22 protein-coding genes are annotated in these 25,809 nt (G+C 62.6%); 13 read left to right on the top strand and 9 right to left on the bottom strand.

Annotated features, from left to right (window positions below; translation table 11 throughout):
• Positions 1 to 66 precede the first annotated feature (66 nt).
• From AB8B20_RS22465 to atzF, 4 genes are all read left to right on the top strand, one after another.
• Positions 67 to 873: an SDR family oxidoreductase gene (locus tag AB8B20_RS22465; RefSeq protein WP_068737620.1), complete on the top strand. Its 807-nt coding sequence runs from the start codon at positions 67 to 69 to the stop codon at positions 871 to 873.
• A gap of 263 nt (positions 874 to 1,136) precedes the next feature.
• The gene (locus tag AB8B20_RS22460; protein ID WP_439073528.1) at positions 1,137 to 1,871 is read left to right on the top strand and encodes a cysteine hydrolase family protein; all 735 of its coding nucleotides are present in this window, start codon (positions 1,137 to 1,139) and stop codon (positions 1,869 to 1,871) included.
• Entirely contained in the window at positions 1,868 to 3,511 is a 1,644-nt protein-coding gene (locus AB8B20_RS22455; RefSeq protein ID WP_439066652.1) for a regulator, read from the top strand. Before AB8B20_RS22460 ends, AB8B20_RS22455 begins: the two co-directional genes overlap by 4 nt.
• A gap of 54 nt (positions 3,512 to 3,565) precedes the next feature.
• Positions 3,566 to 5,386: an allophanate hydrolase gene (gene atzF / locus AB8B20_RS22450; protein WP_439073529.1), complete on the top strand. Its 1,821-nt coding sequence runs from the start codon at positions 3,566 to 3,568 to the stop codon at positions 5,384 to 5,386.
• A 151-nt stretch (positions 5,387 to 5,537) separates the two neighbouring features.
• Here atzF and AB8B20_RS22445 read toward each other — a convergent pair whose 3' ends face one another.
• The 3 genes from AB8B20_RS22445 to AB8B20_RS22435 all read right to left on the bottom strand — a co-directional run bounded on the left by AB8B20_RS22445 (position 5,538) and on the right by AB8B20_RS22435 (position 9,238).
• The gene (locus tag AB8B20_RS22445) at positions 5,538 to 7,583 is read right to left on the bottom strand and encodes a methyl-accepting chemotaxis protein (RefSeq protein ID WP_439073531.1); all 2,046 of its coding nucleotides are present in this window, start codon (positions 7,581 to 7,583) and stop codon (positions 5,538 to 5,540) included.
• Between the two features lie 282 nt (positions 7,584 to 7,865).
• Positions 7,866 to 8,570, bottom strand: a complete 705-nt coding sequence (locus AB8B20_RS22440) for a 3-oxoacid CoA-transferase subunit B (protein ID WP_439073532.1) — start codon at positions 8,568 to 8,570, stop codon at positions 7,866 to 7,868.
• A complete protein-coding gene (locus AB8B20_RS22435) occupies positions 8,567 to 9,238 on the bottom strand; it encodes a 3-oxoacid CoA-transferase subunit A (RefSeq protein ID WP_093758046.1) in 672 nt (223 codons plus the stop codon). The genes AB8B20_RS22440 and AB8B20_RS22435 overlap by 4 nt, the downstream gene beginning before the upstream one ends.
• A 354-nt stretch (positions 9,239 to 9,592) precedes the next feature.
• Between AB8B20_RS22435 and AB8B20_RS22430 the strand changes: the two genes are divergently transcribed.
• The 4 genes from AB8B20_RS22430 to AB8B20_RS22415 all read left to right on the top strand — a co-directional run bounded on the left by AB8B20_RS22430 (position 9,593) and on the right by AB8B20_RS22415 (position 14,796).
• Positions 9,593 to 10,078, top strand: a complete 486-nt coding sequence (locus AB8B20_RS22430) for a (2Fe-2S)-binding protein (protein ID WP_068737631.1) — start codon at positions 9,593 to 9,595, stop codon at positions 10,076 to 10,078.
• 88 nt (positions 10,079 to 10,166) lie between these two features.
• Positions 10,167 to 12,521 (top strand): xanthine dehydrogenase family protein molybdopterin-binding subunit, encoded by a 2,355-nt coding sequence (locus tag AB8B20_RS22425; protein ID WP_439073534.1) that lies wholly within the window; start codon positions 10,167 to 10,169, stop codon positions 12,519 to 12,521.
• Positions 12,522 to 12,595: 74 nt separating this feature from the next.
• Positions 12,596 to 13,396 (top strand): FAD binding domain-containing protein, encoded by an 801-nt coding sequence (locus AB8B20_RS22420; RefSeq protein ID WP_439073536.1) that lies wholly within the window; start codon positions 12,596 to 12,598, stop codon positions 13,394 to 13,396.
• 293 nt (positions 13,397 to 13,689) lie between these two features.
• Entirely contained in the window at positions 13,690 to 14,796 is a 1,107-nt protein-coding gene (locus AB8B20_RS22415) for a CaiB/BaiF CoA transferase family protein (protein WP_439073538.1), read from the top strand.
• Between the two features lie 163 nt (positions 14,797 to 14,959).
• Here the strand turns inward: AB8B20_RS22415 and hppD are convergent, their stop codons facing one another.
• A complete protein-coding gene (gene hppD, locus AB8B20_RS22410) occupies positions 14,960 to 16,084 on the bottom strand; it encodes a 4-hydroxyphenylpyruvate dioxygenase (protein ID WP_439073540.1) in 1,125 nt (374 codons plus the stop codon).
• Between the two features lie 133 nt (positions 16,085 to 16,217).
• Between hppD and AB8B20_RS22405 the strand changes: the two genes are divergently transcribed.
• Both AB8B20_RS22405 and AB8B20_RS22400 read left to right on the top strand, forming a co-directional pair.
• On the top strand, positions 16,218 to 16,685 hold the full coding sequence (locus AB8B20_RS22405; protein WP_184512917.1) for an Lrp/AsnC family transcriptional regulator: 468 nt from the start codon (positions 16,218 to 16,220) through the stop codon (positions 16,683 to 16,685).
• A gap of 77 nt (positions 16,686 to 16,762) precedes the next feature.
• Positions 16,763 to 17,074 (top strand): DUF1272 domain-containing protein, encoded by a 312-nt coding sequence (locus AB8B20_RS22400; RefSeq protein WP_439073542.1) that lies wholly within the window; start codon positions 16,763 to 16,765, stop codon positions 17,072 to 17,074.
• Between the two features lie 70 nt (positions 17,075 to 17,144).
• On the opposite strand, the gene hmgA is transcribed toward AB8B20_RS22400, so the two are convergent.
• The 4 genes from hmgA to AB8B20_RS22380 all read right to left on the bottom strand — a co-directional run bounded on the left by hmgA (position 17,145) and on the right by AB8B20_RS22380 (position 21,508).
• On the bottom strand, positions 17,145 to 18,491 hold the full coding sequence (gene hmgA / locus AB8B20_RS22395; protein ID WP_439073543.1) for a homogentisate 1,2-dioxygenase: 1,347 nt from the start codon (positions 18,489 to 18,491) through the stop codon (positions 17,145 to 17,147).
• A gap of 96 nt (positions 18,492 to 18,587) precedes the next feature.
• Positions 18,588 to 19,538: an MBL fold metallo-hydrolase gene (locus tag AB8B20_RS22390; protein ID WP_439073544.1), complete on the bottom strand. Its 951-nt coding sequence runs from the start codon at positions 19,536 to 19,538 to the stop codon at positions 18,588 to 18,590.
• Positions 19,539 to 19,673: 135 nt separating this feature from the next.
• Positions 19,674 to 19,898, bottom strand: a complete 225-nt coding sequence (locus AB8B20_RS22385) for a DUF2783 domain-containing protein (RefSeq protein WP_439073545.1) — start codon at positions 19,896 to 19,898, stop codon at positions 19,674 to 19,676.
• Positions 19,895 to 21,508: an FAD-dependent oxidoreductase gene (locus AB8B20_RS22380; protein WP_439073546.1), complete on the bottom strand. Its 1,614-nt coding sequence runs from the start codon at positions 21,506 to 21,508 to the stop codon at positions 19,895 to 19,897. Before AB8B20_RS22380 ends, AB8B20_RS22385 begins: the two co-directional genes overlap by 4 nt.
• 144 nt (positions 21,509 to 21,652) lie before the next feature.
• Between AB8B20_RS22380 and AB8B20_RS22375 the strand changes: the two genes are divergently transcribed.
• Entirely contained in the window at positions 21,653 to 22,126 is a 474-nt protein-coding gene (locus tag AB8B20_RS22375; RefSeq protein WP_439073547.1) for a MarR family winged helix-turn-helix transcriptional regulator, read from the top strand.
• A 174-nt stretch (positions 22,127 to 22,300) separates the two neighbouring features.
• On the opposite strand, the gene AB8B20_RS22370 is transcribed toward AB8B20_RS22375, so the two are convergent.
• Positions 22,301 to 23,113 carry an N-acyl homoserine lactonase family protein gene (locus AB8B20_RS22370; protein WP_439073548.1) on the bottom strand — a complete coding sequence of 271 codons (813 nt, stop codon included), beginning with the start codon at positions 23,111 to 23,113 and terminating at the stop codon, positions 22,301 to 22,303.
• A gap of 267 nt (positions 23,114 to 23,380) precedes the next feature.
• On the opposite strand from AB8B20_RS22370, the gene AB8B20_RS22365 reads away from it, so the two are divergent.
• Together AB8B20_RS22365 and AB8B20_RS22360 are read left to right on the top strand one after the other, a co-directional pair.
• Positions 23,381 to 24,868, top strand: coding sequence for a caspase family protein (locus AB8B20_RS22365; RefSeq protein WP_439073549.1), 1,488 nt, complete (start codon positions 23,381 to 23,383; stop codon positions 24,866 to 24,868).
• Between the two features lie 224 nt (positions 24,869 to 25,092).
• Complete coding sequence (locus tag AB8B20_RS22360; protein WP_439073550.1) at positions 25,093 to 25,749, top strand: OmpA family protein; 657 nt, start codon at positions 25,093 to 25,095, stop codon at positions 25,747 to 25,749.
• The last annotated feature ends 60 nt before the right edge of the window (positions 25,750 to 25,809 follow it).

The following is a 25,809-nucleotide window of genomic DNA, read 5'->3' as shown; positions in this document are numbered from 1 at the left end:
CTTGTTGACTCCCCTTGCCCGCCGCCGCACACAATCGGCCCAACGACAAAACAAACGGGAGGCATCATGTTCACCAATCTGTTTTCGCTCGATGGCCGCATTGCACTCGTCACCGGCGGCTCGCGCGGCATCGGCAAGATGATCGCGGCAGGATTTCTCAGCCAGGGCGCGGCGAAGGTCTACATCACCGCGCGCAAGGCCGGGCCGTGTGAAGCCACCGCGAAAGAACTCTCAGCGCAGTATGCCGGTGAATGCATCGCACTGCCGATCGACATCTCGACCATGGCCGGCATCGAGATGCTGGCTGCCGAAATCAAGAAGCGCGAACCCAAGCTCGACATTCTCGTCAACAATGCGGGCGCCGCCTGGGGCGCGGACTTCGATGAATTTCCGGAGAGCGGCTGGGACAAGGTGATGACGCTGAACGTCAAGACGCCGTTCTTTCTGACCAAGGCGCTGGCCGGACCGCTGCGTGCAGCAGCCAGCGCGGACAAGCCCGCCAAGGTCATCAACATCGCGTCCATCGACGGCATCTTCGTCAATCCGATGGAGACCTATTCCTATGCGGCGAGCAAATCCGGCCTGATCCACCTGACGCGGCGGATGGCCGTCAAACTGATCCAGGATCACGTCGTCGTCACGGCCATCGCGCCGGGCCCGTTTCAGTCGGACATGAACAAGGCTGCACGCGACAATGCCGATGAAGTGGCGACCCGCGTGCCTGCCGGCCGGATCGGCACCGACGAGGACATGGCGGGCGCCGCGATCTATCTCGCTTCGCGCGCCGGCGACTACGTGGTCGGCGCCACCATCGCGGTGGATGGCGGCATCGTCTATGCGAATCCAGGCATCAAGGGCGACGGCTGGGACTGAGGGCAAGCGCGCCGCGTCATTGCGGCCCTCGGGGCTGCAATGACGCGCGATCGCTGCCAATCTATCAGCCTCGGCTATAAACTAAGCAATTAACCAGCGCCCGGACTGCGAACGACATTTAGGCCGCAAAGCTATTCTGAAATAACCATCTGATTTATATAAATATAATCTCCTGAACCATTCAACCGTCGCAGTTGTACACAATGGCACGCTGCTTGCTTTGTTAACCTCTGAGACATCCATGCCTCGGGGAGTACACGGCAATGGCGGACTCACTGCATACAACGACGGTCCTTGCAGAACCCGGCCCGATCGCGGTCGACTGGGGCACGACGGCGCTCGTCATCATCGACATGCAGCGCGATTTCATGGAGCCCGGCGGCTTCGGCGAGACGCTCGGCAACGACGTGTCGCAACTCGCCAGCGCCGTCGCCCCGATCGCCGCGGTCCTGAAAGCCGCCCGCGAAACCGGGATGATGGTGGTGCACACCCGTGAGGGGCACCTGCCTGATCTTTCCGACGCACCGCCCGCCAAGATCGACCGCGGCGCGCCGAGCCTGCGGATCGGCGATCCCGGTCCGATGGGACGCATCCTCATTCGCGGCGAGGCCGGTCACGACATCATTCCCGCGCTCTATCCGGTCGAAGGCGAGATCGTCATCGACAAACCCGGCAAGGGCGCATTCTACGCCACGACGCTCGGCGCCGATCTCAAGGCGCGCGACATCGACACGCTGCTGGTCTGCGGTGTCACCACGGAAGTCTGCGTCAACACCACCGTGCGCGAAGCCAATGACCGCGGCTACCGCTGCATCGTCATTTCTGACGGCTGCGCGTCCTACTTTCCTGAATTCCACGAGATGGGCTTGAAGATGATCAAGGCCCAGGGCGGCATCTTCGGCTGGGTCGCCTCATCCGCCGCAATCCTTGAAGCAATGACACTTTCTGAAAATGCACCGGAGATTTCCAACAAACTTGCAGCAGGAGCATCACGATGAGCACGACCGCGGGGACGTTTTCTAAAGATTCTGCCGGCAAATCCGACTTCAAGCCCGCTCTATGGACGCCGGGCGACTGGAATGCGTTTTTCGGCTTCGGCACCAATATTCTCGTCAACATGCTGGTGCTGACCGGCCTGCTGCGCTTCGTCCTGAAAATGCCTGACAACATCGTGTTCGGCCGCATCCTGCCGGCCATGGGCCTGATGATGTGCTTGTCGACGATGTACTACGCCTGGCTCGCCTACAAACTGGCGCAGAAGACCGGCCGCAGCGATGTCTGCGCGCTGCCCTCGGGCATCAGCGTGCCGCATATGTTCATCGTCACCTTCGTGATCATGCTGCCGATCTCGATCACGACGGGCGATCCCATCAAGGGCTGGGAAGCCGGCCTCGTCTGGGTGTTCTTCCAGAGCTTCATCCTGATGATCGGCGGCTTCATCGCGCCCTGGATCCGCAAGGTAACACCGCGCGCCGCGCTCTTGGGCACGCTGGCCGGCGTCTCCATCGCTTTCATCGCGATGCGCCCGGCGCTGGAAATGTTCATGACGCCGGTGATCGGCCTCACATGTTTTGCCATCATCATGCTGAGCTGGTTCGGCGGCTATAAATATCCCAAGGGGATTCCGGCAGGCCTCGTCGCGATCGGCGTCGGCATGGTGATCGCCTGGGGCTCCAATCTCTTTGGAGTCGGCATCGGTGGCGTCAGCGTCGCCGGCGTCAAGGCAGCCTTCACCAATTTCGGCTTCTCGGTGCCGATCCCGGCCTTCGATCACGTGTTCTCGGGATTCCAGTTCCTCGGCATCATCCTGGTCACCGCCATTCCCTATGGCATCTACGATCTGGTCGAGGCGATGGACAACGTCGAAAGCGCGGAAGCTGCCGGCGACGAATATCCGACCACCCGCGTGCTGACCGCCGACGGCGTCGTCTCGCTGATCGGCTGCCTCATGGGCAACCCCTTCATCAACGCGGTCTATATCGGCCATCCCGGCTGGAAGGCGATGGGCGGCCGGATCGGCTACTCGGCAGCGACCGGCCTGATGGTGATCGTACTGTCATGGTTCGGCGTCATCTCGCTGATGCTGGCCGTCATCCCTGTGGTCGCGATCTCACCGATCCTGCTCTATATCGGCATGTTGATCTGCGCGCAGGCGTTCGAGACCACGCCACGCGAGCACGCGCCCGCCATCGCGCTTGCACTCACGCCGCATCTTGCGGCCTGGGCCACGGTGCTGCTGTCGGGCGCACTCGGTGCCGCCGGCATGAATTTCGGCGCGATCCACTCGCCCGAATTCATCGCCAAGATGGGGCAGAACGGCGTGCTGTTCCACGGCCTTGAAGTCATGGGCGGCGGCTCGATCCTGGTCGGCCTGGTGCTCGGCGCCATCGCGGTGTTCGTCATCGAGCGGAAGTTCATCAACGCTTCGGCTTTCGCTCTGGCCGGTGCGGTCCTGACCTATTTCGGCTTCATGCATGGCGAGGCGATCGGGATCGGCGGCGGATTGGGGGTGACGCCCGGCGTCGCTCTCGCTTATGCTCTTGTTGCAGCCGGGCTCTTTGCCGCGGACAAGTTCGGCGCAACCAGCCTGTCTTCTGTCCCGCAATCGGAGCCGCCACTTGCCGTGCCTGCTGAATAACATCGTCTCAACCTGCGGGTGGCACACCCGTGCCATCCGCAGCAGGTTCGCATCGTGAGTGAGTCCGTTCCCGAGACCACCGTTCCCGAAACGATCGCCGCCATCGTCGCCGCGCATCGCGCCGGCACCGTGACGCCCGCACAGACAGTCGCCCGCAGCTATCAGCGCATCCGCGACCGCGGTGACACGGCGATCTTCATCACACTGCGCGTTGAGGCCGAGGCGATCGCAGAAGCCGAGGCGCTCGCTGCGAAAGATCCCGCGACGCTGCCGCTCTACGGCGTGCCGGTCGGCGTGAAGGACAATATCGACGTCGCCGGTCTGCCGACTACCGCCGCCTGTCCCGCTTTCGCCTATCATGCAACACGCGATGCCAGCGCCGTGGCGCGGCTGCGCGCCGCTGGCGCGATCATCATCGGCAAGACCAATCTCGACCAGTTCGCGACAGGTCTGGTCGGCGTGCGCTCGCCCTATGGCATTCCCAAGAATGCGATCCGCGACGATCTCGTGCCCGGCGGATCGAGCTCCGGCTCTGCCGTTGCGGTATCCGCAGGCCTCGTGCCGCTGACGCTTGGTACAGACACTGCGGGCTCCGGCCGCGTGCCGGCCATGCTCAACAATATCGTCGGCCTCAAGCCCAGCCTTGGCCTGATCCCGACGGCCGGCGTGGTGCCGGCCTGCCGCACGCTGGATTGCGTGTCGATCTTCACGCTGACGGTGGACGATGCTGTTGCCGCGCTCGATGTGATGGGCGGCTATGACGCCCATGATCCCTATTCGCGCAAGCGGGTGCCGGGTTCGCTCACCGCGTTTCCGAAGGGCCTCAAGCTCGGCGTGCCACGCAACGGGCAGTTGATCTTCTTTGGCGACAAGGCCTCGGAGAAAGCCTATGCGGACGCGCTGAAGCGTTGGACCTCGCTGGGTGCGACGCTGGTCGAGTTCGACCTCGAGCCGTTCTATGAGACCGCGCGACTGCTTTACGATGGACCATGGGTCGCCGAGCGCCTGCTGGTGATCCGCGATCTGCTGGCGTCTGCGCCGGATGCGATCCATCCCGTCACGCGCGAGATCACCATCGCCGGTGCACGCCAGAGCGCGACCGATACGTTTGCGGCCCTGTACAAGCTGCAGGAGCTGAAGCGTGTCGCCGAACAGGCTTTCACGGCTATCGACGCGCTGGTGTTGCCGACCGCGCCGACCGCCTATACGACGGCGCAGGTGCTCGCCAACCCCATCGAGCTCAATTCGCGGCTCGGCACCTATACCAACTTCGTCAACCTGCTCGACCTCTGCGGCCTTGCCATCCCCGCAGCGATGCGTGCCGACGGCATCCCGTTCGGCATCACTTTGCTGGCGCCGGGCGGCGACGACGCCTTGCTGGCCAGCATCGGACGCGTGTTTCACGCCGACACCAAATTGCCGGTTGGCGCCAGGGACCTGCCGCAGCCGGCGCTCGCGCCGCTGTCCACTGAGTTGGCCGCCGGCGAAATCGCGATCGCGGTCGTCGGCGCACATCTCTCAGGCATGGCGCTGAACAGCGAATTGACGGCGCTGAACGGTCGCCTGCTGAAAGCCACGACGACGGCACCGGACTACAAGTTCTATGCGCTCAACGGCACGACGCCGGCGAAGCCCGGCCTGCTGCGCGTCGCCGCTGGCTCGGGCGCGGAAATCGCCGTCGAAGTCTGGGCGTTGTCGGCAGAGGCCTTCGGCAAATTCGTTGCATCTCTGCCGTCGCCGATGTCGATCGGCACGCTGACACTGTCCGACGGATCGAACGTCAAGGGCTTCCTGGTGGAAGCCAAAGCGACGGAAGATGCGCGGGACATTTCGTCGTTTGGCGGATGGCGGGCGTATATGGCGAGCGTGAAGTAGCGGCTCTTTGCGGCGTTGCTAATAAAAACGCTGTCGTGGCCGGGCCTGACCCGGCCATCCATCTTGCGACCAAAGATGGATGCCCGGGTCAAGCCCGGGCATGACGGAGTGTGGTGAGAGCCTGAAGCGGAGGACGCGCTGAATGCGCCCCTTACGCCGCCCGGATATTCCCCATGAACCGGTCCAGCTCGGCACGCAGGCGCGCGCTCTCGCTCGACAGGGTCTGTGCCGAATTCAGCACCTGAGCCGATGCAGCGCCGGTTTCGGTCGCGCCGCGGTTGACGTCGACGATATCGCCGGCGACCTGCTGGGTGCCGTGGGCAACCCGCTGGACGTTCTGTGCGATTTCGCGCGTGGCAGCGCCCTGCTGCTCGACGGCGCTGGCGATCTCGGACGCAATGCCGGAAATCTCGCCGATGGTGCTGCCGATCTGCTTGATCGCCGACACCGATTCCTGCGTCGCGCTCTGCATGCCCGCGATCTGGGTCGAGATTTCCTCGGTCGCCTTTGCAGTCTGGCTGGCCAGCGACTTCACTTCGGACGCCACGACCGCGAAGCCGCGGCCGGCATCTCCGGCACGCGCAGCCTCGATGGTCGCATTGAGCGCCAGAAGGTTGGTCTGTTCCGCGATCGCCGTGATGAGATCGACGACGTCGCCGATGCGCTGTGCGGCGCGCGACAATTCGCCGATGCGGGCATCGGTCTGCTGCGCCTGCACGACCGCACTATCGGCGATCTTGCTGGAGGTCTGCACCTGGCGGCCGATTTCATTGACCGACAGCGAGAGCTCCTCGGTTGCGGTCGCCACTGACTGCATGTTCGAGGAGGCCTGATCCGATGCGCCGGCGACGCGGCTCGACAATCCCTCGGTGGTCTCGGCGGTGCGCGTCAGCGTGCCCGCTGCGGTTTCCAGCTGCCCTGCCGATGCCGACACGTTCGAGACGATCGCACCCACGGCGGCCTCGAAATCGTCGGCAAAGCGGATGAGTTCGGCACGGCGCGCCGCACCGGCCTCGCGGCTTTGCTCTTCCTGCGTAGCGGCATCCCGCTCGGCCTTCGCGATGGCCTGTACCTTGAACTCTTCCACGGCCGACGCCATGTCGCCGAGTTCGTCGCGGCGGCCGAGACCCGGCAGTACGACCTCGAAGTCGCCGGCTGCGAGCTTGCGCATCGCTGCGCACATCGCAATCATCGGACCGGCAATGCTGCGGCCCAGCAGCAGCGCAAGGATGGCACCGACGATGAAGCCGCCAACGCCCAGCACCATCACCTGGCGCTCGGTGTCGTGGATCGTGGTGTCGGATTCGGTTTCAAGACGCTGCTGATCGGACAGCAGATCCCCCTTCATCGCCGTCGACAGCTTGGTGATCGCTCCCGCCGTCTCCGACATTTCCTGAACGAGACCGTCGACCTTCTTGGTGTTCTCAACGAACTTGACGAAAGCATCGGCGTAGAGCTTCGTCTCCGCGGTGATCTCCTTCACCTTGTTGTTGATCTTGTCGTCATTGGCATAGATCGTCGCAAACGAGTTCTGCAGGAACTTGATGCGAGCCGTTGCGGCATTCGAGGTCTTGTCCTCGGCCTTGCCGATATAGGTGTTCACGAGCGAGGTCGCGGTGATGAACTGGGTGGTGATTTCCTTGACCTGATCCTGCACGGAGGCAAGGCCGGCCATGGTCGCGGTATCGCCGAGATCATCGATCTTGTTACGCAGCATCAGGCTGGTGCGCGACAACTGGGTCGAGGCGATGGCGTCGTTCTGTCCCTTGACGGTGAGGATGTCGGCGAACACCTTGGTGAACGTAATGAATTCGCGGGACAGTTTGGTGATCTTGTCGAGCCGCGCGGAGTCCTTGGTCACCTTCATCGACTGGTCGATGGCGTCCTTCAGACTTGCTTCCGCAGCCTTCGCTGCCTTGGCGTCCGCTTCATTGCTGGTGAGGACGTAATAGCGCGTCAGCGCCTGATAGGAGGTCAGTTCGCGGTCGATATTGCGGGCCAGACCGGACTCCGCAACGCTGGTGCGATACGACACCACGCCGGCCGAGATGCGCTCGAAGCCGACATAAGCGAGCACCATGCTGAGCGCGGAGATGGCGAGTACGGCCGCAAAGCCCAGCGTCACCTTGGCGCGAAACCTGAGGGCAGGAAACTTAAAAGAAGCCGGCTTCTTCCGGACAAGCGTCGTCGTTGCCACGTGGGGCCCCCGTTCATCACTCCCAACATCCCGGTCATCGCGCGCAAGCGCGCGCAAAGCCGATGCCCAAACCTACGGCACATTGGCTAAGGACGAGTAAACGGATACCGGAACTTCTGGAGGTTGCGCGGCAGGCGAACAGGACTGTCATTCCGGGGCGGGCCGACGCCGTAGGCGGCGGGACCGAATCCGGAATCTCGACATGTTGTGCAAAGCAGCTCAAGATTCCGGGCCCATGCCGGCCCGCTACGCGGTCCGTCCTGTCCCGGAATGACGAGCCAACTACGCCGCCATCGCCGGCGGGGTGAGCGACTGCCAATTGTTGGCGAGCTGCAGCTTGGGCTCGGTGAGCGCCCGTAACTGCTCCAGCGTCATGCCCTCGACCATCTCGCGCACGAACAGGCCCTGCTCCGTCACGTCAATGACCGCCAGATTGGTGTAGATGCGCTTGACGCAGCCCGGTGCCGTGAGCGGCAGCCGACACTTCTTGAGAATACGTGGCTTACCGGCTTTGTCGGTATGATCCATGATCACGCGGATTTCCTTAGCGCCGACCGCGAGATCCATCGCGCCGCCGACTCCCGGCGGAAAGGATGGATCTTCCGTGGTCCAGTTGGCGAGATCGCCGGCTTCGGAGACTTCAAAGGCGCCAAGCAGGCTGACATCGAGATGCTTGCCGCGGATCATCAGGAACGCGTCGGCGTGGTGCATGAATACGCCGCCCTTGATCAGCGTCGTGTAGTTCTTGCCGGCATCGATCAGGTTCTCGTCTTCAGTGCCGGGCTCCGGCTTCGGCCCGAGGCCGAGAATGCCGTTCTCGCTGTGGAAGATCACCTCGCGCCCATCGGGCACGTAGCTCGCCGCCCGCGTCGGCATGCCGATGCCGAGATTGACATAGGCGCCTTCCTGCAGGTCCTGCGCGGCGCGCCAGGCCATCTGGTCGCGATTGAGCGGCTTGTATGTTGCGGTCTTATCAGACGACGTCATGCCTTTGCTCCCACTACCACCACACGATCGATGAAAATGCTCGGTGTCACCACCGCTTCCGGATCGAGACTGCCGAGTTCGACCATTTCATTGACCTGCACGACGCTGAGATCGGCAGCCATGGCCATGATCGGATTGAAGTTACGCGCCGACTGGTCATAGACGAGGTTGCCCCAGCGATCCGCCTTCTTGGCGCGCAGCAGTGCAATGTCGCCCTTCAGCGGCTTCTCGAACACATACAGCACGCCGTCGATCTCGCGGGTCTCCTTGCCCTCGGCGAGCTTGGTATGCGCCGTGACCGGCGAGAAGAAGCCGCCGAGCCCCGCGGCATGGGCATGCATGCGTTCGCTGATGATGCCCTGCGGCACCAGTTCGAGTTCCAGCGTCTTGGCACGATAGGCATTGAGGAAGGCGCTGTAGTCGCCGGAGCGCGGATAAGAACAGATCACCTTGGCTACGCGGCCGGAATTGATCAGCCGGGCCAAACCAGTATCGCCATTGCCGGCATTGTTGTGGACGATGGTGAGATTGGTCGCACCCTGCTCGTGCAGCGCCTCCAGCAGATCATCGGCAATGCCGACAGTACCGAACCCGGCCACCAGGACGACTGCCCCGTCCTTCACCCCAGCCACGGCCTCGGCCGCGCTGGCTACGCGCTTGTCGATCACTCCCGAAAACTCCTCGTCGCGGAATTGTTATTGTCCGCAATCGCTTGCGGCATTATTGCGCCGCGACTAGAGCATCGCAGCCTGTGGATATGAAGGCACAAATTTGCAGGAGGGATACGCGCCTACCCTCCCCTGGAGGGGGAGGGTCGGTGAGCAGCCGCGAAGCGGATGCGAGACGGGGTGGGGTGAGACCACACACTGCGTCGCTTGTGATTTCACCCCACCCCGCTGCGAGCTACGCTCGCATCGACCCTCCCCCTCCAGGGGAGGGTGAAGCACCCACCAAATTCCCAGTTGCAAACTTTCCGGACCGCGCTTCTAATTGGAATAATTAAAAAATACCGGGAGGTCTGCGTGTCCACAGTCAAGCTGACGGTCAATGGCAAATCTGTCTCTGCCACGGTCGAAGACAGAACCCTTCTCGTCCATTTGCTCCGCGAAAATCTCAACCTGACCGGGACCCATGTGGGCTGCGATACCAGCCAGTGCGGCGCCTGCATCGTGCATATCGACGGCAAGGCCGTGAAATCCTGCACCACGCTGGTCGGTCAGATCGACGGTGCCAATGTCACCACCATTGAAGGCATTGCCAAGGGCGACCAGCTGCATCCGATGCAGGCGGCGTTCCGCGACAATCACGGCCTGCAATGCGGCTACTGCACGCCGGGCATGATCATGTCGGCGATCGACATCGTGAATCGCCACGCGGGCGATCTCGATGAAGAGACGGTGCGCCACGAGCTCGAAGGCAATATCTGCCGCTGCACCGGCTACCACAACATCGTCAAATCGGTACTCGACGCCGCCGGACGCATGAAGGTTGCGCAAGCGGCTGAATGAGCCGCGGCGCATTGATCTGAGCTGAGCCAACCGCGCCTTTCGATGGAAAGCGCGGACAATCAAAAACTCCGGCAGGGAGACCCATGAGATGGGCGTTGAAGGCATCGGCGCACGCGTTGCGCGCAAGGAAGACAAGCGATTCATCACCGGCCGCGGCCGCTATGTCGACGACGTCAAGATCGTCGGCCTCACCCACGCGCATTTCATCCGCAGTCCGCATGCCCATGCGAAAGTGAAGGGCATCGACGCTTCCGCGGCGAAGGATATGCCGGGCGTGGTGGATGTGCTGACAGCACAGCAATTGGTGGACGACAAGATCGGCAATCTGATCTGCGGCTGGGCAGTGTCCTCCAAGGACGGCTCGCCGATGAAGATGGGCGCATGGCCGGCGATGGCGCCGGACACGGTGCGCTTTGTCGGACAGGCCGTGGCAGTCGTCATCGCCGAGACCAAGAACCAGGCCAAGGATGCCGCCGAAGCCGTCGTCGTCGAATATGAAGAGTTGCCCGCCGTCAGCAGCATGACCGCAGCACTCGCCTCGGGCGCGCCGCAACTACATCCGGAAGCGCCAGGCAATGTGGTCTATGACTGGTCGATCGGCGACGAGAAGCTGACCAAGGATGCCTTCAGCAAGGCGGCCAATGTCGTTTCGCTGGACCTGACCAATAACCGCCTGGTGCCGAATGCGATGGAGCCCCGCGCAGCCGTCGCGGAATATGACGAAGCTGAAGAGCACTTCACGCTCCATACGACATCGCAAAATCCGCATGTGGCGCGGCTCGTGCTGTCGGCGTTCTATAACGTGGCACAGGAACACAAGCTGCGCGTGATCGCCCCGGACGTCGGCGGCGGCTTCGGGTCGAAGATCTTCATCTATCCCGAGGAAATGGTCGCACTCTGGGCGTCGAAGAAAGTGCGCCGCCCAGTGAAATGGACCGGCGACCGCACCGAGGCCTTCCTTACCGATGCGCATGGCCGCGATCACATGTCGCATGCCGAGATGGCCTTCGACGCCAACAACAGGATCCTGGGCCTGCGGGTGAAGACCCACGCCAATTTCGGCGCCTATATGTCGCTGTTCTCGTCCTCGGTGCCGACCTATCTCTACGCCACGCTGCTATCGGGCCAGTACAATATCCCGACCATCTATGCCGAAGTGATGGGCGTCTATACCAACACCACGCCGGTTGATGCCTATCGCGGCGCGGGACGGCCAGAGGCGAGCTATCTCGTGGAGCGCTTGATGGAAACATCGGCGCGGCAGTTGAAGGTCGATCCCGCGGAACTGCGCCGCATCAACTTCGTCACCCAGTTCCCGCATCAGACGCCCGTCATCATGGCCTATGACATCGGCGACTTCGGCGCGTCGCTCGACGCGGCGCTGAAAGCGATCGATTATGCCGGCTTCCCGGCGCGGAAGGCCAAGGCCAAAGCCAGCGGGAAACTGCGCGGCCTCGGCTTCTCCTGCTACATCGAGGCCTGCGGCATCGCGCCCTCCAAGGCAGTCGGCTCGCTCGGCGCCGGCGTCGGCCTCTGGGAATCCGCGGAGGTCCGCGTCAATCCGGTCGGCACCATCGAAGTGCTGACGGGCTCGCACAGCCACGGCCAGGGCCACGAGACAACCTTCGCACAGCTCGTTGCTGACAGGCTTGGCATCTCTGTCGATCAGGTCCAGATCGTGCATGGCGACACTGATAAAGTGCAGTTCGGCATGGGCACTTATGGCTCGCGCTCTGCGGCGGTCGGCATGTCCGCGATCTTCAAGGCGATGGAGAAGGTGGAGGCCAAGGCGAAGAAGATCGCCGCGCATCTGCTCGAAGCCTCCGAAGGCGACATCGTCATCGAGAATGGCGAGTTCAAGGTCGCAGGCACCGACAAGGCGATCGCGCTGCCGATGGTCGCGCTCGCGGCCTATACCGCGCACAATCTGCCGGATGGCATGGAGCCCGGCCTGAAGGAAGGCGCGTTCTACGATCCCACCAACTTCACCTTCCCGGCCGGCGCCTATATCTGCGAAGTCGAGATCGATCCCGGCACCGGCAAGACCGACATCGTCGACTTCGTGGCCGTCGATGACTTCGGCCGGCTGATCAACCCGATGATCGTCGAAGGCCAGGTCCATGGCGGCCTCGCCCAGGGCATCGGTCAGGCGATGCTCGAAAGCGCTATCTATGACGACAACGGCCAGCCGGTGACGGCGTCGTTCATGGATTACGCCATGCCGCGCGCCGACGACGTGCCGTCGTTCCGGGTCTCGCACACCACGACGCTGTGCCCGGGCAATCCGCTCGGCGTGAAAGGCTGCGGTGAGGCTGGCGCGATTGGTTCGTCACCCGCCGTCATCAACGCCATTACCGATGCGCTTGGTCACAACAAGATCGAGATGCCGGCGACGCCCGGCCGTGTCTGGGAAGCGCTGCAATTGCAGCAGGCAGCGGAATAAGCGGAGTGTTTTCAAGCGAAGTGGAAGCCGGTTCGCGTCAAGAAAACACGACCAAAAGATAAGGAAGCAATACGATGTACGAGACCACTTATCACCGCCCCGCCAGCATCGACGAAGCAGCGGCCCTGTTCGCCAAGCATCCCGAGGCCAAATATCTCGCCGGCGGCCACACGCTTATCCCCGTGATGAAGCAGCGGCTTGCGGCACCCTCGGATGTCATCGACCTCGCGAAGATCAAGGACTTGATCGGCATCGAGGCAACATCCGACGCGCTGATCATCAAGGCCGCGACGACCTATTACGAGATCACACAGAGCCCCGTGGCCAAGAAGGCGATCCCGGCGATCGTGCATCTGACGTCAGTGCTCGGCGACCCTGCCGTGCGCTATCGCGGCACCATCGGCGGTTCGATTGCCAACAACGATCCCGCCGCCGATTATCCCGCCGCCGTGCTGGCGCTGAATGCCACGATCAAGACCAACAAACGCGAGATCAAAGGCGACGATTTCTTCCAGGGCCTGTTCTCGACCGCGCTGGAAGAGGACGAGATCATCACGTCCGTGTCGTTCCCCATTCCGGCCAAGGCCGGCTACGCCAAGATGCGCCACCCGGCGTCGCGCTTCGCGTTGACCGCCGTTTTCGTCGCCCAGACCAAATCCGGCGAGGTCCGCGTCGCTGCTACCGGCGCATCGCAGAGCGGCGTGATGCGGGTGCCGGCGATCGAGGCGGCACTGAAGGCGAACTGGTCGGCGGGAGCGCTGGACGGCGTGAAGATCTCAGCGGATGGGTTGATGGGTGACATCCACGGCTCGGCGGAATATCGCGCCAATCTCATCAAGGTGATGGCACAGCGCGCGGTGGAAGCGGCGGGGTAAAACTCGAACCTCTCAATTGTCATCCCCGCGAAGGCGGGGATCCATAGCCTCCATCCCGTCGTGGCGGAATGGCGGCAGAGGCCTTTGCAAAACACGAACTCGGTGGTTATGGGTCCCCGCCTTCGCGGGGACGACATCGAGTTTTGGCTTCAGCATTTTTGTGCAGTGCCGCAGCATGGCCGCATGCAGGATTGCGGCCAAAAGCTTCTTGCCCTTGTCACCTCCAGCATAGACAGTTTCCGGCAAATCGGCCCGTCGCCATCGACGGCCTATATCAAGCATGGGAAACACAAGTGCAGGACACCACCATCGCGTCGTCGCGATCACAAACCAAAGCCACCGGCCCGCTCAAAGGCACACGCATCGTCGAGTTCGCGGGCATCGGCCCCGGTCCGTTCGCCTGCATGCTGCTGGCCGATATGGGCGCCGAGGTGATTACGCTGGTGCGGCCGAAGCAGATGCCGAAGGGCGCGGCGTCACGCGGCCGCAAGGTGATCGAGGTCGATCTCAAGGACAAGGCTGCCATCGCACAGGTGCTGTTGCTGCTGGATAGCGCCGATGCGCTGGTGGAAGGCTATCGCCCCGGCGTGATGGAACGCCTCGGCCTCGGGCCGGATGTCGTCCTCGGCCGCAACAAGAGACTGGTCTATGGCCGCATGACCGGCTGGGGCCAGCACGGCCCGCTGGCGCAGGCCGCCGGCCATGACATCAATTACATCTCGATCACCGGGGCCCTCGCCGCCATCGGCGGCGCCGACAAGCCCGTGCCGCCATTGAATCTGGTCGGCGATTTCGGCGGCGGCTCGATGTATCTCGTGATGGGCATGCTCGCCGCCATGCTGGAAGCCAGCCGCTCTGGCCAGGGCCAGGTGGTGGACGCCGCCATGTGCGACGGCGCGGCATCCTTGATCACCATGTTCTTCGACATGACCGCGGCCGGTCGCTGGAAGGAAAGTCGCGAGAGCAACATGCTCGATGGCGGCGCGCATTTCTACGGCGTCTATGAATGCAGCTGCGGCAACTTCATCTCGATCGGATCGATCGAGCCGCAGTTCTATGCCGAGCTGCGCGAACTCGCCGGGCTTTCGGAGGCCTGCTACGACAATCACATGGACTCGAAGAATTGGGCCGCGGTGAAAGACAAGCTCACCGCGGTGTTCAAGACCAAGAGCCGCGACGAGTGGTCAAAGATCATGGAAGGCACCGATGTGTGCTTCGCACCGGTGCTGACCATGTCGGAAGCCACGAAACATCCGCATATGGTGGCACGCGAAGTGTTCATCCAGCACGAAGGCGCGACACAGCCGGCACCCGCACCGCGGTTCTCGCGCACGCCGTCGGCAGCACGGCCGGCGGTGAAAGTGGAGCTGGGGGATGCGGTGAAGGAGTGGGCGCAGTAAGGTCCATCTGCACCTGATTTCGCATTGACCTCTCCACGTCATGGCCGGGCTTGTCCCGGCCATCCACGCCTTTGATTGCCGCAAGACGTGGATGCCCGGTACAAAGCCGGGCACGACGGTTGAGGAGTGGCGTTCGACTATAGAGGCTGTCGGAGCAAAAACACTACGCCGCCGTCTTATCGCCGACGTGCAGCACACCGCGCCTGATCTGATCTTCTTCGATCGACTCGAACAGCGCCTTGAAATTCCCCTCGCCGAATCCGTCATCGCCCTTTCGCTGGATGAATTCGAAGAAAATGGGTCCGATCGCATTGGCCGAGAAGATCTGCAGCAGCACCTTGGTCTCGCCGCCTTCGACCACACCCTCACCGTCGATCAGGATGCCGTTCTTCTGCAGGCGCGGCACGTCCTCGCCATGCTTGGGCAGCCGTGCATCGATCTTCTCGAAATAGGTCACAGGCGGCGCCGGCATGAAGGGCAGGCCATCGGCGCGCAGCTTCTCGATGGTCGTGTAGATATCCGTCACGCCGCAGGCGATGTGCTGGATGCCCTCGCCGTGATACGTATTAAGATATTCCTCGATCTGGCCGGCATCGCCAGCATCCTCGTTGATCGGAATCCGGATCTTGCCGTCAGGGCTGGTCAGCGCACGCGAGAACAGGCCGGAAGCGCGGCCTTCGATGTCGAAGAAGCGAATCTGACGGAAATTGAACAGTCTCTCGTAGAAGCCGGTCCAGACGTCCATGCGGCCGCGATGGACGTTGTGAGTGAGGTGATCGAGATAGAACAGGCCCGCGCCCTCAGGATGCGGATTCTTCGCGCCCAGCCATGTGAATTCATGGTCATAGGCCGAACCCTTCGCGCCATAGCGATCGACGAAATACAGCAGGCTGCCGCCGATGCCCTTGATGGCAGGCACGTCGAGCGTCTTCTGCGCTGCGATCGCATCCGCCGGCTCGGCACCGAGCAAGATCGCGCGGTCATAGGCCGCCTGCGCATCGACGACTCGGAACGCCATTGACGGCGCGCAGGGACCGTGCGCGGCGACGAAATTGAAGCCGTGAGTTCCGGGCTCTTCGTTGACGAGATAGTTGATGTCGCCCTGACGATAGACCGTGATCTTCCTGGTCTTGTGCTTCGCGACCGGCACATAGCCCATCAACCTGAACAGCGCGTGGAGTTCTTCAGGCCTCGGATGCGCGTATTCGACGAATTCAAAGCCGTCGGTGCCCATCGGATTATGTGCCGAGATGGTGGCGGCCGGCGCGTCGTGCGGAAACGGACCCATGGTGATCTCCCGAAGCTGATTTGCATTATTGCTTGCCTGGAGTGTCGGTCGTTTGCGACGCAAGGTGCATGCAAATTCGGATGGAATATGCGATATTCATGCACGATTCGCGCATGAAAGAGGCTTTTGACGCATGATTCCGGTAGACGCCTTCGATCTCAAGATGCTGGCTGCCTTGCAGGATGACGGCCGGCTGACCAACCAGCAGCTCGCCGATGCCGTCGGCCTGTCCGCCTCGCAATGCTCGCGGCGCCGGATGCGGCTCGAAGAGGAGAAGGTGATCTCCGGCTATCACGCCGACCTGTCGTCGGACGCGCTCGGCTTCAACGTGATCGCCTTCATCCAGGTACAACTGGCCACCCACTCGCCGGACAATGCCAAGAAGTTCCGCACGCTGGTGCAGCGGGTCGACGAGGTGCAGGAAGCCTACTCACTGACCGGCGACGCCGACTATGTCCTCAAGGCTGTCCTGCGCGACCTCAAGGGATTGTCCGATCTCGTCAACAATGTGCTGATGCCGCATCAGAGCGTGGCGCACGTGCGCTCGTCGATCGTGCTCGATCGGTTGAAGGAAACATCGAAACTGCCGCTGAGGAGCTGACAGCTCTGCACAATCGACGTTCTCACCAGCATCGCGATCTGCGAAGATCGCGGCAATCAATTGGGAGGACAACATCGATGGCACTGGCGCTGCGACCGAACTGCGAATATTGCGACAAGGACCTGCCGCCCGCGGCACGCGATGCATTCATCTGCACTTTTGAATGCACGTTCTGTGCGGACTGCGTGGAGAGCAAACTCTTCAATGTCTGCCCAAATTGCGGCGGGGGTTTCGCGCCGCGCCCGATCCGGCCGGCCACCGAATGGCGGCCGGGACTTTCCGTTGCCAAGCGCCCGCCATCGGACAAGCGCGTATATCTGTCGCACAGCCTCGAGGACATCGCGGCGCATTCGGCGCGGATCAGGGACGTACCGCCCGGAGAGCGGTGAGGCACGTCAACTTGATGGCGTCGTAGGATGGGTAGAGCGTCTTCGCGAAACCCATTCTACGGCCGGTGTATCACCGCTTGTTCGGATCGAAACGCTTCTCCAGACCCTTCCAGCAATCGGCATAGTCGCTTTGCAGCGTCGCCGACGTCGCGGCATGCTCGGTGACGCGCTGCGGATAGCGGGTCTCGAACATGAAGGCCATGGTGCCGGTGAGCTTCACGGGCTTCAACTCGCCATTGCTGGCGTGATCGAAAGCCTCGCGATCCGGCCCATGGGGCAGCATCATGTTGTGCAGGCTGATGCCACCGGGCGTGAAGCCCTGCGGCTTGGCGTCATAGACGCCGTAAATGAGACCCATGAACTCCGACATGATGTTCATGTGATACCACGGCGGACGGAACGTGTTTTCCGCCACCGCCCAGCGCTCCGGGAAGATCACGAAATCGATATTCGCGGTGCCGGCGGTTTCCGAGGGCGAGGTCAGCACCGTGAAGATCGACGGATCCGGATGATCGAAGCCGATGGCGCCGACCGGCGAGAAAGTCCGCAGGTCGTATTTATACGGCGCGTAGTTGCCGTGCCAGGCGACGACATCGATGGGCGAATGCGGCAGCGTGGTGACAAACAGCAAGCCGCCCCATTTCACATAGAGCTCGGTCGGCGTGTCCTTGTCCTCATAGGCGGCCACCGGCGTCAGGAAGTCACGCGCATTGGCGAGGCAATTGGCGCCGATCGGTCCGCGCTCGGGCAGCGTGAAGGCGCCGCCATAGTTCTCGCAGAGATAGCCGCGCGCAGCGCCACCCGTGAGTTCGACGCGAAACTTGACGCCGCGCGGGATCACCACAATCTCGCCGGGCTCGGCATCGATGCGGCCGAATTCGGTGACGAACAACAAGTTACCCTGCTGCAGCACGAACATCATCTCGCCGTCGGCATTGTAGAAGTGCTGATCGACCATGGATTTGGTGATCAGATAGACATGCGCTGCCATGCCGGCCTGGGTGCCGGCGTCGCCGGCCGTGGTCATGGTCTGCACGCCCTGCAGGAAGGTCATGTCCTCCTTCGGGATCGGCGCAGGATCCCAGCGCAATTGCGCGATCGGCAGATCGTTCTCGTGGCACGGCGCGGTGCGCCACAGCTTGCTATCTGCCTTCTCGAACCGCCCCGAATGTTTCACCGACGGGCGGATGCGATACAACCAGGACCGTTCATTGGTGCCGCGGGGCGCGGTGAAGGGCGAACCGGAGAGCTGTTCGGCATAGAGCCCATAGGCCGCACGCTGCGGCGAGTTGCGGCCGATGGGCAACGCGCCCGGCAGCGCCTCGGTTTCGAAGCTGTTGCCAAAGCCGGACATATAGCCCGGCGTGACGTTGACGGTGTTGCGGCTGATCAGATCGGGATTGGTGGTGATGTTCATCTCATCCTCCTTTTCCTACCGTCATTGCGAGGAGCGCTTGCGACGAAGCAATCCAGTGGATTGCTTCGCTTCGCTCGCAATGACGAATCTACTACGTTACCCTTGAAGCGCGGCCCACATTTCGCGGTCGCGCTTGTCGGTCCAGATCACGGGGTCGTCGATTCCCGACGCTTCATCGAAGGCGCGGGATACATTGAACGGCAGGCAGTGTTCGTAGATCGCAAAGCTCGAGAACTTCTTGTCCATGACCTCGCGGGTCGACGCCATGGTCTCCTTCAGGCTGCGTCCCTTGGCGACCGACAGCTCCGCCGCGCCGTAGAGCGACATCACGAAGTCACGCGTCATCGCGATCGCCTCGCGGGTCGTTTCCAGCCCCTTCAGTGCATCGCCGCGGCCGGGCGCAATCGCTTTCGGGTTGAACGCACGGATCTCGTTCAGCGTCGACGGCCATTCACGCAGCAGCGCATCGCCGCAGTAACAGGCGGAGTGATATTCGATGAGATCGCCGGAAAACATCACTTCGGCATCGGGCACCCAGGCGACGATATCCCCCGACGTATGACCGGCGCCGAGCTGCATCAGGCGCACCTCGCGCTTGCCGAGGAAGATCGACATCTCGCCTTCAAAAGTGAGCGTTGGCCAGGTCAGGCCGGGAATGCTCTCAGCATCCTGGAACAGGCGCGGGAAACGCCCGAACTCGGAATCCCAATCCTGCTGGCCGCGTTCTTCCACCAGCCGATAGGTTTCCTGCGACGCGACCACGCCCTGCGCCTTGTAGGCGGACGCACCGAGCACGCGCACCGCGTGATAATGCGATAGCACGACATATTTGATCGGCTTGTCGGTGACCGTCCGTACCCGTTCGATGACCTTGTTGGCCATCGCCGGCGTCGCCTGCGCGTCGAACACGATGCATCCATCATCTCCGACGATGACTGCCGAGTTCGGATCGCCCTCGGCCGTGAAGGCATAGAGATCGGTGCCGATCTCCGAGAAGGTGATCTTCTTCTCGGTCATGTCGGTGGTGGATGCGAAACCCTTGGTCATTCGATATTCCCTTTTGTATTTGTCTTTAGCCTCTGGGCCGTCATTGCGAGGAGCTTTTGCGACGAAGCAATCCAGTCTTTCTTTGTGGTTTTCTGGATTGCCGCGTCGCTTCGCTCCTCGCAATGACGGCTTCTGCTATTTTCGCTTCGTCTCGTCCCTCACATTCGGCAGCCGCCGCTTCGCCAGCGCTATCGCGTCACCGAGCACAGCGGCATCGCCGATATGATTGGCGAGGATCAGCACGAGTGCCGTATCGAGCGCCGCGCTTTGATCGTCGGTCAATCCGCGATGCGCCTCGACGATCGCACGATAGGCGTCGTCGGGACTGGCGAAATTGGACGTCGTGGATAGTGCCGTCATGACGGCCTCCCGGAGGCACGCGCGACCGCGGCCTTGATCGCCTGCGGCGTTGGATGCCGGAAACGCGCCGCGACATAACCATCGGGGCGCAGCAGATAGGCGTTTCCGGGATCTGCACCGTAACGTGCCTTGAACAGTCCGGCCTCGTCGCGCAGCGCCGCATCATCGCCGACGACCAGGCGCGCCACGCCCTCGGGCAGTTCGATCGCCTGACCATCCGACTGCAACACGGTAAAGCCGCGGCCGGCTCCGGCGAAACATTCCGAGAGAAACACATGTGCGCCGTCATCGCTGACGAGCGGCGCATCCGGCATATGCGCGCCCGGCTGAGGACCGGCCGACCAGTCATCGCTATCGGTCGTCGAGAGCGGCGTCTGATAGACCGACGGCACGGACAGCCGGCCGCCATTGATCATCCGCTTGGCGAAATCGGCCTCCCTGGCAAGCGACAACACGGCTTGCCGCATGCGCTGCTCCTGCTTCGAATGCGGCGCGATAAAATCCGTGGCATGGGTCGAGGCTCGGATGTTCTCGTCCGCGGCCGGACCCCGCTCGGCGTCATAGCTCGCCAGCAACGACGCCGGCGCATCGCCAGCCAGCACCAGTGCGAGCTTCCAGGCGATATTCTCGGCGTCTTCGAGGCCGGAATTGGCGCCCCGCGCGCCGAAAGGCGACACCTGATGCGCGGCATCGCCGGCAAAGATCACGCGCTCATGCAGGAAGCGCTGCATGCGGCGGCACTGGAATTTGTAGACCGAGATCCACTCGAAATCGAAATCATCGTGGCCGAGCATGCGTGCGATGCGCGGACGCACCTTCTCCGGCTGCCGCTCCTCGGTGGGGTCTGCGTCCGGCCCGAGCTGCAGATCGATACGCCAGACATCGTCGGGCTGGCGATGCAGCAGCGCGGACTGGCCGGAATGGAATGGTGGATCGAACCAGAACCAGCGCTCGGTCGGGAATTCCGCGGTCATCTTGACGTCGGCGATCAGGAACTGATCCTCGAATACCTCGCCGGAAAAGTCCGCGCCGACCATGCCGCGCAGCCCGGAGCGAGCCCCATCGCAGGCAACGACATAGTCGGCACGCAGCGTGTATGGCCCATCGGGCGTCTCGATGGTGAGTTCGGCGTGGTCGTTGTGCTGCGCTAGCGCGATGACCTTGTTGCGCCAGCGCAGATCGATCTCCGGCAATTGATGCACGCGATCGACCAGAAAGGATTCAGCGTAATATTGCTGCAGATTAATGAAGGCCGGCATCTTGTGGCCGGTCTCCGGCAGCAGATCGAACTGGTACAGCATGTCCGGTCCGAGAAAGATCTTGCCGACCTTCCACACCACGCCCTTGTCGATCATGCGATGGGCGGCGCCCAGGCGATCCCAATATTCGAGCGAGCGCTTGGAGAAGCAGATGGCGCGCGAGCCATCGCCGATGCGATCGGCGTCATCGAGTAGCACCACGCGCTGGCCGCGCTGCGCCAGATCGATGGCCAGCGACAGGCCGACAGGGCCAGCACCAACAACCACTACGGGATGATGCGCCGCAGCGGCGGCTGACCGCACCTGATCGGCATGGCGGCGATAGGCAAACTGGCGGACATGCTGCGCCATGGATCAGCCCCTGCCCTGCAACCGGATGTATTTTCGGATCAACGCTGGTCTGGCCAACGGATCGCACTCCCTCTAAGATAGTCTCATTTGCAACCATCTAAACGCCGGACCCGTGGCGGCGTCAACAGCAGAATTGGTGGCTCCGTGGCAAAATTCGACCTGTTTCAGTTCGTTCCATTCCGGCTCAACCGGCTGGCCGCGGAGGTCAGCGCCGCGCTCTCGGACGAATATCAGGTGCGCTACGGGCTCGACATTCCGGAATGGCGCGTCATCGCCACGCTGGGCTTTCGCGACGACGCCTGCAGCGCGCAGTTCATTTCGCAATGCACGCGCACCCACAAATCCACCATCAGCCGGGCGGTGACGGCCCTGCTGGACCGCGAACTCATCGAACGGGTGGAGAACGAGGATGATCGCCGCGCCTTCGAGCTGCGGTTGTCCACGAAAGGGCAAGCGCTTTACGAGGAACTGATCCCGCGCCTGCTCAGCAAAGAGCGCGACATCCTGTCGTGCCTGACGGCGCAGGAGCGCAAGGACTTCGCCGCCGCACTCGGCAAGATCGAGCGTAGCCTCGACCTCGTGCAGACCCGGCACGGACACAAGGCTGGAGCTTATTGAGGCGATCCAGCTTCCTTCTCCCCGCTTGCGGGGAGAAGGTGGACCGAACTTGCGCAGTAAGTTCGGGACGGATGAGGGGGAGCCCGCGAGTGAAACACGGGCTCCCCCTCACCCGCTTCCACATGCTCCGCATGTGAAAGCGACCTCTCCCCGCAAGCGGGGAGAGGTTAAAATCTAACCTGCTGCAAACGAGCGCGATGGCGGCAGATGCAACGCATAGGCATCGGCCTTGCTGCCCTCCACGCGCGGATAGAGCTCGCGCACCAGCGGATCATGGCCGGGAATGATGCGGTCGGGATGGCCCGCAAGGCGCTCGCAGGTGGTCCAGCCGTCGCACATGTCGCCGATATTGTAGACGATCGGAAACGGGCTGCGGCGCTGCATGTTGCCGTAGTAATGCGAGGCGTCCGAGGCGAGCACCACTGGACCGCGCGCGGTTTGCACGCGCACGATCTGCAGACCATCGGAATGGCCGCCAACGCGGTGCAGCGTGACGCCCGGCGCAACCTCGCCATCGCCATTGTGGAACGTGACGCGCTCATTGAACACGTGTCGCACCATCAGCGTGACGTCTTCCGCCGAGAACGGATGCCGCAGCAGCCCGTTGCACATACAGCGGCCCGTCGCGTAGCTCATCTCGCGGTCCTGGAGATGGAACCTGGCATTGGGGAGACGATCGAGATTGCCGGCATGGTCGTAATGCAGATGCGTGACGATGACGTCGCGGATGTCCGCCGCGCGAGCGCCGAAATCGGCCAGCGCGTCGATGGGATTGATCGTGAGCTTGCGGCTGCGCTCCTTCGAGGCGGCTTCGTTGAAGCCGGTATCGACAAGAATGTCGCGGCCACCGCCGCGGATCAGCCAGACGAAATAATCGAGATCGGCCGCTGCGGTCTCATGGGGATCGGGTGCGAGATAATTCATCTGCGGCGTCCGCGGCGTCATCGTGGCGTAGCGGATCGCATAGATTTCGTAAGTCACGCTCATTCGTCCCGTCCCATTCCCGATCGTTGTTATGCGCAACAAGCCATTGCTGCCGGGAAAGGTCAAACCGTTCCAACCACCGGAATGACCGGGAACCGGGACTGCAGCGACAACGCCGGACGCGTGGTGAATTGACGCGATAGCTGCCGCCCGCACTGCACGTTGACAGCCGCGATCACGCCGGTTTGATAATGCGAATGGCGTGGATTAGTGTCGCTGCGGCGCAAGCCACAGCTTGGACAGCGCCCTCAAGTCTGGACCGGTTTCATTATGAAAATGCGCATTGCTCTGATCGCTCTCCTGACGTTTGCTGCCACGCCCATCTGGCAGGCCTCCGCCGCGGAAGATCGGACCCACCGGATCGCACTGGTGATCGGCAATGCGAAATATCCGGACGCCGAGACACCGCTCAAAGAGCCCATCAACGACGCCCGCGACGTCGCCGCCGAATTGAAGCGTGACGGATTTGAGGTCGATACCGGGGAAAATCTCGGCGGCGATGGCATGCGCCGGGCGCTCGACAAATTCTACGGCAAGGTGAAGCCCGGCTCGGTCGCCCTGGTGTTCTTCAGCGGCTTCGGCATCCAGTCCGCGCGCCAAAGTTACATGATCCCGGTCGATGCCCAGATCTGGACCGAGCCCGACGTGCGCCGCGACGGCTTCAGCCTCGAGACTGTGCTGGGCGAGATCAACGGCCGCGGCGCCGGCGTCAAGATTGCGCTTTTGGACGCATCCCGCCGCAATCCGTTCGAACGCAGGTTCCGCAGTTTCTCCGCCGGACTCGCTCCGGTGATCGCACCGAGCGGCACGCTGGTAATGTATTCGGCGGCACTCAGCTCGGTCGTCAGCGACGGCGGCGGCGATCACGGGTTGTTCGTCGGCGAATTGCTGAAGGAAATCCGGGTTCCCGATCTCACCGCCGAGCAGACGCTGAACCGGACCCGCGTCAACGTCACCCGCGCGTCGCGCAGCGAGCAGGTGCCGTGGATTTCGTCGTCGCTGGCAGAGGACTTCTCTTTCATAGCGGGAACGCGCCCGGCATCGGCCGCTGTGGCAGAAGCCAAACCGGCCGATCCGGCGCCGGCTGCGACACCGCGCCCCGCTGCTGTGGCCAAGCCGGAAGTCGTCGCCGCACCTGTCGCCCCCGCGCCTGCCGCTCCAGCAGCAGCAGCACCACCTGCGCCGGCCGCGGCACCGACTCCTGCCCCTGCCGTCGCCGCCGAAGTTCCTCGCGACGAAAACAAAATCCTGCTGGCGCTGGCGGAGGATCCGACCGTCAAATCGCTGAACGTCAAGCTGACCGATAATCCGGAAGACGCCGGCGCGCTGTATCGCCGCGGCCAGGTCTATGCCAGCAAAGGCGCCTATTCCGCTGCGATCAAGGATTTCGACGCCACGATCAAACTGAATCCCAAGGATGTCGAAGCCTACAACAATCGTTGCTGGGCACGCACCGTGACTGGTGACCTCGCCGCCGCGCTCAAGGACTGCAATGAAGCCCTGCGCCTGCGCCCGAATTTTGTCGATGCGCTGGACAGCCGCGGCCTGGTCAACCTCAAGAACGGCCAGAGCAAGAATGCGATTGCGGATTTCGACGCTGCGCTGAAGATCAATCCGCAGCTGACCTCATCGCTCTATGGCCGTGGCCTGGCCAAACATCGCCTTGGCCAGACCGCTGAAGGCGATCTCGACATCACCAATGCCAAGGCCATGGACCCGGACATCGTCAAGGAATTTGCCAGCTACGGCGTTCGATAGAACGGCGTTTGATAGAACGGCATCTGGCGATCCCCAGAGGTCACCAGGATTTCGCAGGAAAGTCGCAAGAAAATCGTAGGAAAGTCGCACGCCCGGTTTGAACCTGCGGCGCGCGAGCGGACACTATTGGTGGCAAGCCGGAAGCCATCCTGAAGCGATCCGGCACCAGATTTTGCTGGATTTGATTCAAGCGCGTTTCGCGCGACGAAATGAAGGATGCACCCATGCCGAACACATCCGCACGCCCCGGCTTCAAGGCACTTGGCACGATCGCCATGATCAGCGTCGCCCTGTCGCTGACCGCAGGCATCGCCGCAGCGGCTGAGGAAGTGACCTCCGACCAGATCCTGCGCGCGCTGGCGCCGAAGAAGCCGCTGACCCGCGGTCTGTCGATGACGCCGCCGGCCGAGCCGGCCGTCAATGCCGCCGAAGGCAAGTTCGTCGACTCCCTTCGCAATCGCAGCACGCGGTCGCTGTCGATCGGCGAGCGCGAGCAGATCGCCGCCGTCGCCCAGACCAAGCCGGCGATCGATCTGGAAATTACCTTCGACTACAATTCGGCGAATATCAGCAAGAAGTCGCTGTCCTCGGTGCAGGCCCTCGGCAAAGCGCTGAGCAGCGAAGATCTCAAGGGCGCGACCTTCGTGGTCGCCGGCCATACCGATGCCGTCGGCGGCGAAGAATACAACCAGGATCTCTCGGAGCGCCGCGCTGATGCCATCAAGCGCTATCTGACGGACAAATACGGCATCGCCGGCGCCGACCTCGTCACCGTCGGCTATGGCAAGGGCAAGCCGAAGGCCGGCGTTGCGCCGACCGATCCGTCCAACCGCCGCGTTCAGGTGGTGAATATGGCGAACAAGACCACCGCGTCCCAATAGAGCTCGGTGGTACCTCTGAGCTTGCTGCGGATTGCCGCACCACAGCGTTCCGCGCCACGC

This window comes from Tardiphaga sp. 866_E4_N1_4 (assembly GCF_052076075.1).
Classification (GTDB): Bacteria; Pseudomonadota; Alphaproteobacteria; order Rhizobiales; family Xanthobacteraceae; genus Tardiphaga; species Tardiphaga robiniae.
Note: the sequence above shows the minus strand (reverse complement) of the source record. Positions and strands in the feature narration are given on the sequence as shown.